A 17080-nucleotide genomic window follows, 5' to 3' on the forward strand; every position below is an offset into this window, starting at 1 on the left:
AAGAAAAAATAGATGCATTAAGAGATGAAATGCCAGACATAGAAAAATATTTAACAATATTTTTATTAAATTTAAGCGAAAAAAATAACATGGCTAATATTGATTTAAAGGATAAAGTAATCTTTATATACAACTCTGATTCTTTTGATCCTGAAGTTAATTCGGCTAGTAAACATTATTATCCTCCAATTGAGATGAAATATACAATAAGGGATATCTTATTAGGAAAAGAAAGAAAGTGGTTATCTGAAAACATACAATATAAGCGTGATGGTAATTATAAAAATGGAATTTTCCCTTTTCAATATACAGAAAAAATAAAAAGTGAAATAAATAATCCTGATATTCAAAATATCTACATCTCCAAAATAGAAAGTTTAAAAAATAATAATGAAATGAAAGAAAAATTTTATATTTTTTTAAAAGATTTATTAACAACTTATAACAAAGAAGAAAAATCTTATTACTTACTCGAAACTAGCCCATTGTTGCTTTTTTTTGCAGATAAAAATAGAGGACCTAGAACAGGAAATGATATTGTTAATGACAAAATTAATCCTAAGGATACACCGATTGACGTCGTTTCAATTTTAACGGGTGAGCGTCTTAAATTTGCTTCTTTTCGTGATATGAAAATGAAAATTGATAATAATACAATGTTAAAAGTATGGTTTAAAAATCATTTTAATAATTACAGCGATCCCAATTTTTCTACTATGAAATTAATTAAAAAAGAACGGGATTACTCTTATTTATATGAAAATATTCTTCAATTTAATATTGAAAAAGCAGATGTATTAGTACGCTCTCCTAATGAGGCATTATTATTTGAATTATTTGAATTATTTGAACGATTCAAAGATATTGCGGTTTATTTTTCTCCGCCAAACATTTTAATTGGGTCAATCACAGGGGTAGCATATCAAAGTATTTTGGCTGCATCGCCTTCTTTTTTTCAGGCAGCTATTAGTGATACATCAGACGAATATTATATTTATTTAAAAGAGGGGATCATTAATATTGTCGCAGAATTACTTGGTGAAGCTCTTTCTGAAGTTACAAGTAAAACATTAGCAAAATCAATAAAACTTTACCTAAAGAATAAATTTATAAAAAAAAGCCTGCATATTAGTGATTCAATAAAAAATTTTTCAAAAAATAATCAATTGCAGCAAAACAGCAAAATATTAAAACTTGAACCTAATGAACTTGAAAATCGTTTTGAGATACAAATGCTGTCTAGGATTAACTCCGATAATCTAACAAATGACATTCCATCATTGGAATATCTTACTCAACTAAAAACTGATGAGACGATTAATAAAAAAATCACAAGTCCGATCGGACAATGCGAATCATTAATGGAACCTGTAGCAAATTTTATGATTAATCACGATATGACAAACATTAAATACCGAGGGATTTATATTTGGGATGATGCAACTGATGAAATGCCGTTAAATCATTTTGTTGTTTTAGGCAAAAAAAACGATAAAAACTATGTATTTGATTTGACTGCCCATCAGTTTTCAAATGAGGGAATGCCTAGTCTAAATGCACCTCTTATTTTAGAGGAAACCGAATGGGAAAAAAGATACGTCTCTGCAGCAACCAATAGATTAATTAAATACAAAGATTTTAACAATGCAAGTAGAGCTTCAGATGTCTATAACGCCTATCCAGGGCATGCTCCTAATGAGATTATTGATGGTGAAAAAATACTAATCACCCCACCTTGGTATAGGATGATAGTAAAAAAAGATATTAATCAAAATGATTTAATAGAATTACCAGACAATGATTCAAATACTACCCCGACAATACGCGATCAAATATTTCAAATAGCAACAACAGATTTGCAAATTAAGGATAATTTTACTTTTACTGCTGAAATATTACAGCATAGCGGCCTAATTAATGAGGCGCAAAAAACAAAATTAATTGATAGATTAAAGAATATATCTCAACAAGCAGGATCAAGCAGATATGAACAACTCAATGAACTAATTGAACAAGCTCATCAAATTACAACAATCGATCAACTTTTACAGCTTAAAAAAGGAGAATTGGTTGTTTTTAGCGATAATGATCCTGAATTAGTCGTTAAAAATAAACCACTGGTGCATACAATGGTTAGCCTTGGTAATGGTCGTTTTGCCACTATGGCAAGTAATGAGTTAGATCCTAGTTTAGATGATGGAATGCAATTTCTTATGGCGGAGCAACTCATTCCTCTTATTACAGGAAAAACATTAAAATTATTAAATTCATTAACTATACCAAAATTTTTTGTCTACGCCGGTTATCCAAAAAATTCATCAGAACAATATCCCTCGTTATTAACGACTGTTTATAAATTTTTAGCAGAAGGGGAAAAAATAAAAAACTCATCTACCTTTATTTCGCTTATTTTACAAAAATCTGGCGAGTTATCCCCTGAACAAGCTGTAATTTTTAGTGACACAATCCAAACATTGCGCCACTCTGACAGTTCTAAAATAACATTGAATGATGTTATTACAAATGAAGAAAAAATTAGTGATGTTAATCAATTGACTGCATTATCATCAGGTACTTTGGTTATTTTTCACAAAACAGATTATCAAGTTAGCGATATAATGATGAGTATTGGAAAAAAAGGTTTCATTACGCTATTTTCTGAACGTTTGGAAAAAACGTCTAAATATAATAATGAACTGATTTCTCCCAGCCAATTTAATAATGTTTTTAATAACAAATCTGATGATCAGCAGGTAACTGTTGGACAAATCAATCTAAAATCGATGCGGCAAAGCGCTTTATTAGGTAAAGGTTCTGTGTTTACGGTAGATGGCAATAAATTACTTATTAAGGCGCAAGGTGCACCATCGATCGTTAATGATATAGATGCATTAGAGCTGGCCAATGTTATTAAAGGATTATCAATGCAGGAAACGAACCCGATTGATTTACAAAAAATAGATACGATAGAGTTACAATCTTGTTTTAGTGCCTTTGGTAGCCAGTCTTTAGGACAAAAATTAGCTAATATATTCGACAAAAAAGTAATCGCTTATCCTTTTTCAATGATCAAAACGTTTGAGGATCCTAAACAAGAATGGATGACAAAACCTAAAATATATGAACCGAATAAGTTAGTTTTAACTGATGAACAGCATATAAAAAATAATAAATTTTACAATGATTTAGCAGGATTATATCAAAACCAAAAAATCATTTCTATCAAAGCAGAAAGGCAACTAAATTTACCTAAACCTGAATATTTGTTAATACAATTGATCTATGACTCGGCGAGATTGATATTAAAGAAAATCAATGAAGAGGATTTTTTAGAATTACATCCAGAATATATTTCTCATGATGGAAGAATATATCCTCAAGCACTTATGGAGCTAAAATCTTTAATAAGGTCATTTACTTCCCAAGAGATGACTCAACAAAATTTTATTGAGTTAATAATAGAAATTCTTTCATTAAGTCATTCTTCGTTTGATTTATTAAATCAACTACTGTCAAAAGAGGAACATTAGTAAAAACAAGGATAATTTACTGATTGTATACATAGTTAAATGTGCTGGTAACAGGACTAATTAAAATGATAACTCAGACTTTATTTATTTCGTTATATCAAATAATAGTCTGAGTTTTTTATATTCGATAAGTAGAGGTGGCTTTTCAATAGCTATTCTTGCTAATTTTATTTTGTTGGTATTTTTTCAATAACTTAATAGTTTGATAATTGAATGCTGAAAACAATTTTGACGCTATTAAAAATATTTTAACCCCTAATATGAAAATTACTTAATTTTTCTATTTTTGGCGAATTGAGTGATATTTAAAAATAAGCATGAATGTGGTGGTGAATTTGTAAAAATAAAGTAATGTTATAAACTCTTATAGTTTGTTAAAGAAATTAACATATAAAATAGGAGGGGGTATGGGGGGAAGTTATACGCATATTAGGATAAATTACAATAATTCCAATCAATCGGTTACTCGGCATACATTACCTACTTCAGACCAAGTCTCTACCGTTAATTTTTCTGATAGGTCAACCCCATTACCCGCTACAGAGACTACAACAACATTGCCGACTTCGCATAACACAACCACATCGCTGACTTCGCATAGCACAACGACGTTACCAACTTCCCATGTAACGATTAAGAGGCCTGGCGTAGATTTAAATTATGAGGTAATACATACGACACCGACATCATCGCAGCCAGCTGTGACCTCAACGATGTCACCAACTACGCAGCCTGTAACGACGTCGCCAACTACGCAGCCTGCAATGACAACGCCAACTTCACATGTAAAAATTAAGATACCGGGTTCAAATGTCGATTTAGACTATACGTTAATAATAGATAGAACACCGACTTCATCGCAGCCAGTAGTAACGCCACACGAAGCATCATTTATACCTCGTTCACAAGCATCAAAGCAAATTGTCGAGCTAATGAATGATTATGCCAGAGGAGGTTATAGTTATGGGGTTAACAATAAACCTTCTTATGATATTACTAAAGCCGCAGAACAAATATCTCGAGCAAATTCAACCTGGAATGGTAAAAATATTCTTGGTCGACCTGCTGACATAACTTATACTTTTTATGATTGGTCGCAAGCGAATTCGCCTGGTTCCAATCAGATGGTTGGCCTTAGTGAACAACAACAGCAGCATATATTGCTGGCATTAGATTCTTGGGCTGATGTCGCTAATATCACTTTTAACCTTAAATCATCACTTAATGGCCGAGCAGATCTTGATTTTGGTAATTTTAACAGACCGAAAGGTCAAGCTTTTGCTTATTTACCCAATTCTGGCGCTCTGTCTGGTGAATGCTGGTTTAATGTTCAGAATCATTCAGAAAATTTATATCCAACGAATGGCAATTATGGCCGGCATACTTATGTTCATGAGATTGGTCATGCATTAGGTTTATCTCATCCTGGTGAATATAATGCACAGGAGGGTGTTAGATTAGATTATTTGTTTGATGCGCGTTATAAGGAAGATTCTCGCCAATTTAGTGTAATGAGTTATTGGCGTGAAGATGTTACCGGTGCCTATTTTCAAGGGTTTTATGCAGCGGCTCCATTGCTAGATGATATCAGTGCTATACAACGGTTGTATGGGCCGAATATGAATACTCGCACTGGAGATACAACTTATGGTTTTAATTCTAATACGGGCAAAGATTACTATTTAACCGATGATGCCCGTATTGAGCTGATATGCTGCATATGGGATGCGGGAGGTAATGATACTTTAGATCTTTCCGGCTATTTTCAAAGGCAACGAATAAATTTGAACGAGGGTGCATTTTCTGATGTTGGTGGTTTAAAGGCTAATGTTTCAATCGCTAAGGGAACCGTTATTGAAAATGTTATCGGCGGTTATGGCAATGATACTATTGTCGGTAATGATGCAGCTAATAATATTAAAGGCGGAGCGGGCAATGATACTATTTATGGGGGACTTGGTGCAGATAGACTTTGGGGTGATGGCGTAAATCCGCAATCGATTCGGTTTACTCAGGCCATGCAAAGTATTGGCGCAGAGAAGTTTGATTTTGATACTTTAAGTCCAGAACAGTGGCAATCTATTGAACAGGAGATAACTGCATTTGATTCAGCCACTGCCGATGGAATAATAGAATTAGAAGCTGACCAATCAGCCACTCAACAACAAGCAACTAGGCAGCAAATAACCGATTGGAAAACCGCTGTTGCCTATCATGAAATTATTGAAGAAGATCGCTTTATTTATTTTTCTGCTAAAGAATCAACACCTTCAGCTTGTGACATGATTATAGGATTTCAGGCTGGAATTGATAAAATAGATCTCTCTGCTATGAAAATTAGCAATAAGGCACAAAATACAAATAAAGACTATGTTGTTGAACAGTTCAGTCATAAGATTGGAAAAGTTGAGGTAAAGCATTATTCTGATAATGGACATCGTATTCTTATCAGAGGGGATAGTTATTCGGAAGGGGATTTTATGCTAGACATTTTTGGTTCTTTTAATCCAGATACCGATATTATTTTATGGTAGTTATATTAGCTGTCTATAATCTGGCAAGTTAAAAAAGATTTTTAAATTAATAATATTACTATTATTAACAAGATTAAATGATTAGTATGAATTTTATGTTTGTAAATCGGTGATATTGAATGCATCTATTTTGCTCATGAGATTAATTTATTTCTGCTTAAGAGGCATTAAGTTAGTAAAATCGAATAGATTTTTATTTGCTTTGTTATTACTTATATAAAAAAAGTAAAATAAATTTTCTAATAACTCTTTGTTTTAAAAAGTATAAATCTGAATTTTTATTTCTCTGTTAATTCAATATTTATCTAATAATTTATCATTATTGATGAGAATATTATAAATATAATGCTATTTATGTCGCGTCTAATCCCAACTTTGGCTCTTGGTAAAGATATTGTCGAATAGACTATTTTGTAAATTATTTTTGATGTAACAAATCTAGAACCTATTTTAATAATCATGTCACGGTATTAATTTCAAATTATGATAAATTTCAGGTGATCAATCTAACTAGGTTAAAAAAAGAGGCCAGATGTACTGGCCTTATCAGGTTAGAAGGAAGTGTAAAAACAATATTATTTTTATTTTTAATGGTTCTGGTTACAATTAATTTTTAACAATATTTCTTTTATTGCATCAAACTAATTAAATTTTATTGTTTTGGTGGTTGGGTATTTTGTTGCATGCTAGCTGCTTTTTCTTTCGCGCTTTCGCTTAGTGCGTTTGCTTTATTTGTTATATCCTCTTTAGCCGCTGCTGCTTTATTTGTTATATCCTCTTTCGCTGCTGCTGCTTTATCAGATAATGTCTGTACTTCAGAATTAAACCCTTCTTTAACTTGAGTTGCTTTCTCTTTTGCTTGATTTGTGACTTCAGTCGCTTTATCTGAAATATTTTGTTGTAACTCTGATGTTTTTTGTTGAGTTGTTTCTTTTAATTGATCCGCTTTTGTCGATAGTTTATCAGCTTCTTCAGCAGCTTTATTTTTTATATCGGTCGCAGCTTCTTTTGCATCATCAACCACTTGTTTCGCTTTTTCTGTACCAGCCTGTTTTATTTGTTCAGCGCTCTCCTTGGTTTGTTGGATGGCATCGTCAACTTTAGGCGATTCATCACAACCAGTAACAACAGTTATTATACCCGCCAAGATGAGCATACTTAGAATTTTTTTGTTCATTAATAGGTTCCTTTCTCTATATTCATGGAAGATCATAAATAAGTCTATAATCAATAAAAAACTTTAACATTATAGATACATCTATTGGATAAAGACATAAGACAGGGTATGAGATTTTAACAATATAACAACTTGATGGGTATAACTCTGTAGCTTATGTCCATTATTCATTAAGCATAGATGAGAATTAAAGGAATGAAAAAAAATTAGCATAAGTAATTGTGCTAAAAATGATAATGGATAACCCTTTCTCGAGTGGGATCATTTAATATTTAAAATCAATAAATTGGATTGTATCTTAAATCAATAAGGCGCGCCGATCGGCGCACCTTGGTTCTATTTAGTTGGAATATTATCTGCTATTAAGATTTCATACTGATTTTATCCGTAAAAAAATTGTCAGATTTTTCTTTTGGTGTGCCTCGGCAACCGTCACCATAGTGTTCACCTTCCCAACGACCAACAAGCGCTGCTCCCATGGCATTACTCATGACATTGGTTGCTGAACGTCCCATATCTAAGAAAGGATCAATACCCATTAATAAAATTAAGCCAGCTTCTGGAATATTAAATTGGGTTAGTGTCGCTGCAATAACGACCAACGATGCTCGTGGTATACCGGCCATACCTTTAGATGTCAGCATTAAAATCAACAACATTGTGATTTGTTCACCCATACTTAAATGAATATTACATGCTTGACCGATAAAGATAACTGCAAATGAGCAATAAGCCATTGAACCAACAAGGTTAAATGAATAACCAATGGGTAAAACAAAGCTAGCAATCTTATTAGAAATACCAAACTCTTCCAGTTTTTCTAAAGTGCCAGGGAAAGCGGCTTCAGAGCTTGAAGTAGTAAAAGCGAGTAAGGCGGGTTGCATGATGTTTTTGACTAAGCGTAAAATACATGGGCCAACGATTAACACTGATACCCCAATTAAGATCAACCAGAGTAACGCTAAAGTAAAGTAAAATTCTCCCATAAAAATGCTAGTACTGATCAGTACACCTAATCCGCGTTCAGCAATCATGGCTGAGATAGCGGCAAAAACGGTAATGGGGGCAAAAAGCATAACGTAGCTTGTTAGTTTTAACATTACGTAAACCAGTGAATCTAGAATTTTAATAATTGGTTCACCTTTTTTACCTATAGCAGATAAGCTACATCCCATAAAAATTGAGAAAATTACAATCTGTAAAATCTCATTACGCGACATTGCATCAATGATGCTGGTAGGTATAGCATGGGCAATAAAATTGTGGAAAGAAAAGCTCGTGGGTTCGATATTTGTCACCGCTGAACTAGTATTTGCCACGAAATTAATACCTACCCCTGGTGAGAGAATATTAACAATAACCAGACCAACGGTAATTGAAATGAAAGAGGCAACCATGAACAGTAACAACGTTTTTGAGAAAACACGCCCCAACGTTTTGGCATCACCCATTTTGGCGATCCCGACGATCAGTGTTGAAATAATCAAGGGTGCAATGATCATTTTTATCAAACGCAAAAAAATATCTGTAATGATTGAAATATTTTTAGCGTAGCTCGTTGTTACTTCTGTACTGGTAAGTGAATTTAATGCAAATCCAACTATTATCCCGGTGATCAGGCCTATAATAATCCAAGTAGTTAAACTTTTCGATTTCATAATGATTCCGTTTTGTCAGGCTGGTATTAGATCTCATATTATTTAACAAGCCCTGAATTAGTATTTCAGTGTAATTATCTAAGCCATCCTTTATTTTGTTAAATAAATGTATTTAAAATGAGAAATAATATCGATTTATTTTTATCGAAATTGATACAATATCCTGGTATAGATACATGGTCAGTATCAAGTTAAGTGAATGTTTATATTGATTATTTGTTATTTAATTAAGTGTTAAATTACATGTCCAAAAATAATTCATACCATTGAGCACTAAATACATTAGTATTTCATTTGGTATGCAATCCTACTGTGTAGAATGATAACCATAACAGCATTAAAGTGAACAAACCATATAATTTAATGAATAATTTTAAATTTTGTGACTTAACGAGCTGATATTATTAGTTTATTTAATTAATAAAATGTTCTAGTAATAGTAGATATTCGGCTATTTTTGCCATTATTAACTAATAATTTAGCATTTTAGTTATTAATTAATTGATATCTTAAATAAAAGTACGCCACTATAATATTGTTTGAAAATTAGACAGTTTAAATTTGTTTATGGGAGATGATTTTTGTTTTTAAATCTTAAGATTAGTGCTTTAATCCCCTGAGAATTAACCAGGGGAATAAATGAAAGGACTATTTTTTTAGTTGATCATAAGTTTTTAGTGGTTGTTGTTTATTATAAGGATTGCCAATGTAACGGAGAGTAGGCTGAAAATCTTTATTAATGACGCTTTTGCTGGCATCAAATCCATCATACTTAAGTCCGGCTAAATCTGACCAAGTGTGAATCAAATGCATAATACTATAGGGCCTATTTACCATGTTATCTAAATGGTGGTGGTGAGTATTAATCCATTGCGGTGATTGCCAGATAATAAAAGGGATCTCATACATAGGGCGCGTTGGAGCTGCTTCATTACGACCTAATATATCATGTGGCGGTGTGTCAAAAACTTCTTCTCCATGATCAGAAAAATAGACTAAAAAACCGTTTTCGTTAGATGCAGCAAAATCTTTAATTAGCGTTGCCACTACCTTATCGTTGAAGTGTTGTGCACTATCATAGTCGTTATAATCGGCTTGTTTACTTTTGCTAAGATTAGGCGGCATAGTATCTGTTTTATTATCAAATATCCCCTCATTTTTAGGATAGCGATAGGCATATTTCATATGAGTGCCAAGTAAATGGACAACAATAAATTTTTTCTCTGCGGGATCTTTTAATACCTCTTGGAATGGAGTTAGCACCGCTGTGTCATATTGCCGTGAACTTTGCGCCATATCGTTGTTCAGATAATATTGTTTATCGGTCTGGCGTGAAAACGCAGTTAACATCGTATTACGCTGAGTTATAGTCTGTTGATTGGTGATCCAGAAAGTTTTATAACCCGCTTGCTTCATCATATTCATTAACGAGGGATGCGTTTTATAAAGTTCGGGTTGTAATTGATCGGCGAAAGTTAATGCTTGTTGTAACACTTCGATAGTGTAAGGGCGTGAAGTAACCACGTCGGTGAATACTTTTAAATTATTAGGGTATTGTTCTGCTAACGCGTCTAGTTGTGGTGTTGTTTTACGGCCATAGCCATATAAACTCATGCGGCCTCGGCTGGTTGACTCACCAATGATCAACACTAATGTTCTTGGCGTAGAACCATTGTTATCAATCAAATTTTTTAATGGAGGAATTTTAGCATTGTTGGTTAAAATAGCCTCCATATTCGTAAGCTGATTCTGATAGAGAAAATAACCACTAATAAATTGCCAAGGAGCAGCATAAGCCATCCTTGCATTTAGATATGGCATTAGATCATCGAGATCACCGTTTGATTTAATAACTTTTTTGTAAAAAGGGGCGCCAAAAAGAATACCAATAATAATCGTTGACAATAAAAGTTTAGCAGAAACGGATATATGAACAGGTTTTATGCGTGTCCATAAAAAAATAGCGATTAGCGTATAAACCAATAGGGTTGCGATAACTTTAATACTTAAATATTGTGTTAAGAATTCACTAGCTTCATGTGTGTTTGTTTCAAACATGATAAACATGACACTTTGTGAAAATTGTTGGCCATAAACAATATAATAGGCCAAGGCGATCGCAGAGGATAGCCAGAGAATAATGCCTATAATAGCGGTAACCAATTTAATATGGCGAGAAAAAAACAGGGCTGGAATAAGCCAAACAGTACTGTATAAAAGAGAATCTCTTAGCCCAATAGTATTACTTTGACCGGTTGTTACTACAATGATCTGAATAACTGTAGAAAAATAGAGAAAAAAGACAAGTAACCAGATAAAGGCTACCAAGTTATTTTTTTTACTTGGTGAAGAATTAAACATATAATTTATGCTCATCAATTTTGTTTTTCAAACGTCAGGTGTTGTGTATTATTTTCATTATCAGATTTTCGGGTGACTGATAATTTTTGAACATTAAACGAAATACAGATAATTGCAACAAAAATATTATTGCCCTTAAGTGATTGTTGAAAATATGTTGCCAGATTTACACTAATAAAGAAGTCTTATTAAATGACATTTTATTTTGACTAACAAGATAGCCAATTATTTTGGGCTTGAATAATAAAGAAAAAGAGTACAGTAATAATAACAGTAGCCAGTGCTTTGATTCGAGAAAAATATATAAAGTAATCTGTAATAGCAGTGGAGTTATAGTGAAAACTCCACTAAAAATTATTTTATAAAAATAGTATTTTTTATACGTATAAAGTTTATTGATTATTTATGTATTATTTTTTATTAAATAGTTTTTATCATTATTTTATTTATTAATGAGTCGGCCAAATGTTGCTGTTATTGGTATTACTATTGTTGTTGTTATTGTTATTTGGATTATTATCTCTTTGTCCGCCATTGTTCGTGCCACCATTGTTGCTATTACCGCCTTGTCCGCCATTGTTCGAACCACTATTATTATCTTGCTCGACTTTCATTGTTAATCGGCCAACAAATTTTAAGGTAGTCATCAGACGGCTTGGCCCGCTATTAAGACAGCGTAAGTAAAATTTTGCCAGATTAATATTTGTAATGGTGGCATCCGGTTGAATATCACCGGTTTTATAAAAACTAACTCCTGCATAGGCACCCATTTGGCCAGCTACAAATTCAGTGTTATTTCTGACCATTCCCCACATAAACCAACGATCGCGATCAGCTGTATTTAGTTGATAATCGTTTATTGCATAACCAATTCCTGGCGTTCCAGTAGCATAAACTTTGTTACCATTATAAGTATCGACATAGCTATTATAATCACTTGTTCTTACTAATATACGAATATTGTTTCTTGGGCAGCTGCCATGAACTTTAGTGCTCATCTGTCCTTCAAGAGGACCGATAATTCTGGTACCGATAGGCATATTTGATTTTATCGTCGCTGCACCAGCGAAATGGACATAATTGTCTCCAATATGGTCGGGTATTATATCATTAGCCCATGCTATGTTTACCATAAGCAAAGGTATTAGTTTATATATTAATTTCATTGGTTTTATCCTCAAAAAAAGTTTTGGTGTATTAATTTTATATTTATGTTGTGTAGTAACTTATTAATAGTTTGCTGATATTCTGTTGTAAAAAGCTTGAATAGATTATTAATAGAGAAAAATTAATAGATAGAGTTTTTACCTAATTTGATTATTTATTTTAAAGTATTGCTATTTTTGCATTGTTTTAATTAAATGTTTTTTGTTATATCCGTTTCCACCTTATCATCATTTATCTGCTTTGACGAGGTCATTAAATACATGCTTTATTGAATTAATTTAGTGAACTAAATATATTAATAGCTTAAATTTAATATTGATAACTTTAATTGATTTTTTTAGAAAATTTATATTTAAATAGAGGAGGGTAATAAAAATCAAACAGAAAGAATAGAATATTATACATAATAATAGTTATTTGAATAAAATAGGATTATTAATAAAAAGGGCACTGTTGCAAACATGAATATAGCAAAGCTTCTGTGCAATAACAGAGGATTACATATTTAAAAATGCTGTTCATCAGACCTACTTTATTTAAGGAATGGTCATAGTAAATTCGTTCTGTAAAAGTTTTACGCAGCGCCTGCAACTTCGACAATTCGTGATAGAGGATGCTATATTGACAGTTCCAGCGTACCGCTCAAAGAATGATGTTGCCAGTAAAGTATCGATCTCTAAAACAAATATGCTCAGTACCATTGATTAAATCGTAAGGAAGATTATCTGCGACCTAATCTTGCAACAGTGCCAATAAAAGTAGTAGCTCCCAGCCACATCTGACATTTCTTAAGTTATGGGCTGGAGCATCTATCAACCACATGTTAATATTGCTATTGAGATCTTTTATTCTTAAGCACACAGTAATTGCTGCATATCCTGTTCCACATTAGTGATTTTTCTTAAACCAAATTTTTCCTGCAAGAGAGCGAGCAAATCTGGCGTCAAAAAAGCGGGTGTCGTTGGGCCAAGGACGATATTCGTTATACCAAGTGATAGCAAGGTGAGTAGAATAGCAATCGCTTTTTGTTCAAACCAGGAAAAAACTAGTGATAGCGGCAGTTCATTCACGCTACAGGCTAATTTTTCCGCCAGCTTAGTGGCTAGGACAATTGCGGAATAAGCATCATTACATTGACCTACATCTATTAAGCGTGGTAAGTCTGCTATTTTACCAAAATCCAATTTATTAAAACGATATTTACCACAAGCTAAAGTTAAAATTAGACAATCATTTGGGATATGAGTGGCAAAATTGGTGAAATAGCTACGTTCATTGCGTGCCCCATCACAACCACCTACTAGAAAGATATGGCGCAATTTTTTACTGTTGATGAGATCAATAAGTGTATCTGTTGCATCCAGCAGGGTGCGGCGACCAAAACCAACAGTAATCAAATGTTCAATTTCATTATATGGGAACCCTGCCATCTGCTGCGCTTTAGCAATCACCAGGCTAAAATCGTTACCTTCCAAATGGTTTACCCCTGTCCAGCCAACAATACTACGGGTCCAAATACGATCGGCATAGTTACCAACAAAAGGATCGATAATACAATTTGACGTCATGATAATTGGGCCGGGGAACTGAGCAAATTCAATTTGTTGATTCTGCCAGCCGCTACCATAGTTACCGACTAAATGTTTGAACTTACGTATTTCTGGGTAGCCGTGTGCCGGTAACATTTCACCATGGGTGAAAATATTAATACCTGTGCCTTCAGTCTGTTGCAATAAGTTGTGTAGATCTTTCAGATCATGGCCAGAAACAAGAATACATTTACCCGCAACGGGTTTTACGTTAACTTGAGTGGGCAATGGGTGGCCATAAGCACCAGTTTCACTAGCATCTAAAATACCCATTACATTAAAATTCATCTGACCTATTTCCATTGCGGATTGCAATAAAGCATCCATATCAGAGGGTTGACTACCTAACCATGCCATAATTTTATGATACTGATGATAGATATCGTTATTGTATTGACCGAGAACGCTGGTATGCTCCATATAAGCTGCGGCACCTTTCAAACCGTACAGACAAAGCAAACGTAAGCCAAGAATGTTTTCACCGATCACCGCTTTATCTTTATTTAGGGCAAATTCTGCTGCCTGATGCTGTAACTTGCTGAGATCATTACTGGATAACTGTAGCTCTGCCATTGGGTGATTTAACATAATCGTTGGATCTTTCGCTAAAGATTGGCTTTTCAGTGCCTCGCGTTTGGTTATTGCCTCACGTGCATAGGCGATGATCCGCGAAGAGTCAAAATTGACATTAGTTAATGTAGCGAAAAGGGTACGTGGTGAGAAGAGGTTAACTTGATGATCAATAATACCGTATTGGTAAGCTTTAATTGTCCATGCCGATAGTCCCTGTAGTGCAGCGATCAGTAGATCTTGTAAATCTGATGTTTCAGCTGTTTTACCACACACTCCGCGGGTATATGTACAACCATTGCCGGCTGGGTTACATATCGTTTGCTCACATTGTACACAAAACATGATAACTCCATTAAAATTGTATTTTATATGCATGTTTATGCTATACTTTAGCCTAACGGGTTGAAAATATATTTTTAATACAACTTAATAGGAAATTGATTTAGTACAATTTTGGCGTTCAAACGAAAGCATCTAGCCGTCATAATGGGAAAACAACCAAGTCTCTTTTCTCTTTTACTATCATTAAGCATCACCGATCTTCCATTAGTTAAGTTAGCCGCAGCCTTAATATCTAGTGTAGTGACGGGTACAGAATTTATGATTGCCTCACTATTAACTAAAAAACTCCTCAGTTTATCACTATACTGCCATCCTCCATCGATACCCATTAATTCAGCAGAAATGGTATGTTAACGCTTAAGTTAATGACTCCATTTTCAATCATTCGGTTTTATGCTTAAGCGCTAATTGACCACGGTTACTAAGTGGGTAGGGAAAAGTCATGGTGGCAAATAAAAACAATATTAAGGTAAACGCATTAAGTCACTCTAACTTATCATGATTAATGTGACCAAAGAGGTGAACTTTGGCAGTAGGGTAGGCATAATTTCCAGCTTGGGTATGATTACAAATTATTATTGTATTATTTAATATTAATTATTTCTTATATCAATGCGGTTGCTGCTGTAGCAAAAATAGCACAAAATATTGATGATGAAGTTTTCTGTTGGATGAAAATAATTTATGATTAAAATCTTTTTGGCGATCTCAATAGGCTCTGCCCTTGGTGGTATCTCACGCTGGCTTTTGTCAACGAAATTAAATCCATTAATTGCACTTTTACCATTAGGGACTTATCTCTCAAATGTGATTGCTAGTTTCATATTAGGTATTGCTTTTGCTTATTTTGCTAACCATTATACGCTATCTCCTGAATGGCGATTGATGGTAATGACTGGTTTTTGTGGCGGGTTGTCAACTTTTTCTACCTTTTCATTGGAGGTTATGCTCTCCTTTCAGCAACAGCGCTACTATCACGGATTTTTGGAAATCTTAATTCATGTGGTAAGTACACTACTCGTAACTTATTTTGGTATGTTGGTTTACCAATTGATCCAGAATCGCTAGCGTCTAACTTTTTTTGCCAACCTAGATTGCTTAAAGGTGTTTTTTTTCTGCTAACTCTAACGCAAAATAGCTCAAAATCAGATTAGCGCCGGCACGCTTGATGCCACCTAATGTTTCTAGCGCAACATCGATTTCATTAATCGCGCCCGCTTTAGCTGCAAATTTAATTTGAGCAAATTCGCCACTGACTTGATAAGCCGCTAGTGGTAATTCAGTTCGTTCACGAATATCGCGAATAATATCCAGATAAGCGCCAGCCGGTTTTATCATTAAAACATCAGCGCCTTCTTGTTCGTCTATCAATGATTCTCTAATCGCTTCATGACGGTTCATGGGATCCATTTGGTAACTTTTACGATCCCCAATTAAGCAAGAGCCTGCAGCTTCACGAAAAGGGCCATAAAGGGTGGAAGCAAATTTGGTTGAATAGGACATAATACCGGTGTCAGTAAAACCTGCTTTATCCAATGCATCACGAATGGCGATGACTTGCCCGTCCATCGCGGCAGAAGGTGCAATAAAATCAGCACCAGCATTGGCCGCAGTGACTGCTTGTCTGCCGAGATTTAGTAATGTTGCATCATTATCCACGCCATTTCTACCTAGAACTCCGCAATGGCCGTGAGAGGTATATTCACAGAAACAGGTATCTGACATAACTAGCATATCGGGTACAGTATTCTTACAGGCCTTTGACATACGAGCAACTAAACCTTTTTCTTGCCAGGTATCGCTACCTATTTCGTCAAGATGATGGGAAATACCAAATAACATTACTGACTTGAGCCCAGCTTTAGCAATCCGTTCGATTTCATAGGGTAACTTGTGTTCTGGGATACGAAAAATCCCAGGCATACTTGCAATCGGCTGATAATCGTTAATTTCTTCTTCAACAAAAATCGGCAAAATAAGATCATTTAGCGTTAAAGTGGTTTCTTTAAATAAAGTGCGAACTGTTTCTGTTTGACGTAATCGCCTTAACCGACGAATAGTTTGCTGATGTTGCACACATTCTCCTTGCTACTGCTACAGAAATTATAATTAATCGTATTATTTTAATATTTGCTGCGTATTATAAATG

At 34.0% G+C, this 17080-nt stretch carries 10 protein-coding genes; 4 read left to right on the plus strand and 6 right to left on the minus strand.

Annotated elements, in window-relative coordinates; genetic code table 11:
- The first annotated feature begins 29 nt into the window (after nucleotides 1-29).
- Complete coding sequence (locus QE177_RS03325; protein ID WP_280551320.1) at nucleotides 30-3530, plus strand: hypothetical protein; 3501 nt, start codon at nucleotides 30-32, stop codon at nucleotides 3528-3530.
- 407 nt (nucleotides 3531-3937) lie between these two features.
- On the plus strand, nucleotides 3938-6064 hold the full coding sequence (locus tag QE177_RS03330) for a M10 family metallopeptidase C-terminal domain-containing protein (RefSeq protein WP_280551321.1): 2127 nt from the start codon (nucleotides 3938-3940) through the stop codon (nucleotides 6062-6064).
- A gap of 652 nt (nucleotides 6065-6716) precedes the next feature.
- Here the strand turns inward: QE177_RS03330 and QE177_RS03335 are convergent.
- The 5 genes from QE177_RS03335 to hcp form a co-directional block, all read right to left on the minus strand.
- Nucleotides 6717-7241, minus strand: a complete 525-nt coding sequence (locus tag QE177_RS03335; protein ID WP_280551322.1) for a hypothetical protein — start codon at nucleotides 7239-7241, stop codon at nucleotides 6717-6719.
- A 362-nt stretch (nucleotides 7242-7603) separates the two neighbouring features.
- The gene (locus QE177_RS03340; RefSeq protein WP_280551323.1) at nucleotides 7604-8899 is read right to left on the minus strand and encodes a dicarboxylate/amino acid:cation symporter; all 1296 of its coding nucleotides are present in this window, start codon (nucleotides 8897-8899) and stop codon (nucleotides 7604-7606) included.
- A 648-nt stretch (nucleotides 8900-9547) separates the two neighbouring features.
- Complete coding sequence (gene cptA, locus QE177_RS03345; protein ID WP_280551324.1) at nucleotides 9548-11260, minus strand: phosphoethanolamine transferase CptA; 1713 nt, start codon at nucleotides 11258-11260, stop codon at nucleotides 9548-9550.
- Between the two features lie 449 nt (nucleotides 11261-11709).
- Nucleotides 11710-12426, minus strand: coding sequence for a hypothetical protein (locus QE177_RS03350; protein ID WP_280551325.1), 717 nt, complete (start codon nucleotides 12424-12426; stop codon nucleotides 11710-11712).
- Between the two features lie 852 nt (nucleotides 12427-13278).
- Nucleotides 13279-14931 (minus strand): hydroxylamine reductase, encoded by a 1653-nt coding sequence (gene hcp / locus QE177_RS03355; protein ID WP_280551326.1) that lies wholly within the window; start codon nucleotides 14929-14931, stop codon nucleotides 13279-13281.
- A gap of 144 nt (nucleotides 14932-15075) precedes the next feature.
- Between hcp and QE177_RS03360 the strand changes: the two genes are divergently transcribed.
- Both QE177_RS03360 and crcB read left to right on the plus strand, forming a co-directional pair.
- The gene (locus QE177_RS03360) at nucleotides 15076-15285 is read left to right on the plus strand and encodes a hypothetical protein (RefSeq protein WP_280551327.1); all 210 of its coding nucleotides are present in this window, start codon (nucleotides 15076-15078) and stop codon (nucleotides 15283-15285) included.
- A 330-nt stretch (nucleotides 15286-15615) separates the two neighbouring features.
- Complete coding sequence (crcB, locus tag QE177_RS03365; RefSeq protein ID WP_280551328.1) at nucleotides 15616-15999, plus strand: fluoride efflux transporter CrcB; 384 nt, start codon at nucleotides 15616-15618, stop codon at nucleotides 15997-15999.
- A gap of 30 nt (nucleotides 16000-16029) precedes the next feature.
- Here the strand turns inward: crcB and hemB are convergent, their stop codons facing one another.
- Entirely contained in the window at nucleotides 16030-17007 is a 978-nt protein-coding gene (gene hemB, locus QE177_RS03370; RefSeq protein WP_280551329.1) for a porphobilinogen synthase, read from the minus strand.
- Nucleotides 17008-17080 lie beyond the last annotated feature (73 nt).

The organism is Arsenophonus sp. aPb, from assembly GCF_029873475.1.
Lineage (GTDB): Bacteria > Pseudomonadota > Gammaproteobacteria > Enterobacterales > Enterobacteriaceae > Arsenophonus.

Coding starts and splice junctions, on each gene's coding strand:
- QE177_RS03325 (WP_280551320.1), top strand. CDS start 30: ATGCCAGACATAGAAAAATATTTAACAATATTTTTATTAAATTTAAGC.
- QE177_RS03330 (WP_280551321.1), top strand. CDS start 3,938: ATGGGGGGAAGTTATACGCATATTAGGATAAATTACAATAATTCCAAT.
- QE177_RS03335 (WP_280551322.1), bottom strand. CDS start 7,241: ATGAACAAAAAAATTCTAAGTATGCTCATCTTGGCGGGTATAATAACT.
- QE177_RS03340 (WP_280551323.1), bottom strand. CDS start 8,899: ATGAAATCGAAAAGTTTAACTACTTGGATTATTATAGGCCTGATCACC.
- cptA (WP_280551324.1), bottom strand. CDS start 11,260: ATGTTTAATTCTTCACCAAGTAAAAAAAATAACTTGGTAGCCTTTATC.
- QE177_RS03350 (WP_280551325.1), bottom strand. CDS start 12,426: ATGAAATTAATATATAAACTAATACCTTTGCTTATGGTAAACATAGCA.
- hcp (WP_280551326.1), bottom strand. CDS start 14,931: ATGTTTTGTGTACAATGTGAGCAAACGATATGTAACCCAGCCGGCAAT.
- QE177_RS03360 (WP_280551327.1), top strand. CDS start 15,076: ATGGGAAAACAACCAAGTCTCTTTTCTCTTTTACTATCATTAAGCATC.
- crcB (WP_280551328.1), top strand. CDS start 15,616: ATGATTAAAATCTTTTTGGCGATCTCAATAGGCTCTGCCCTTGGTGGT.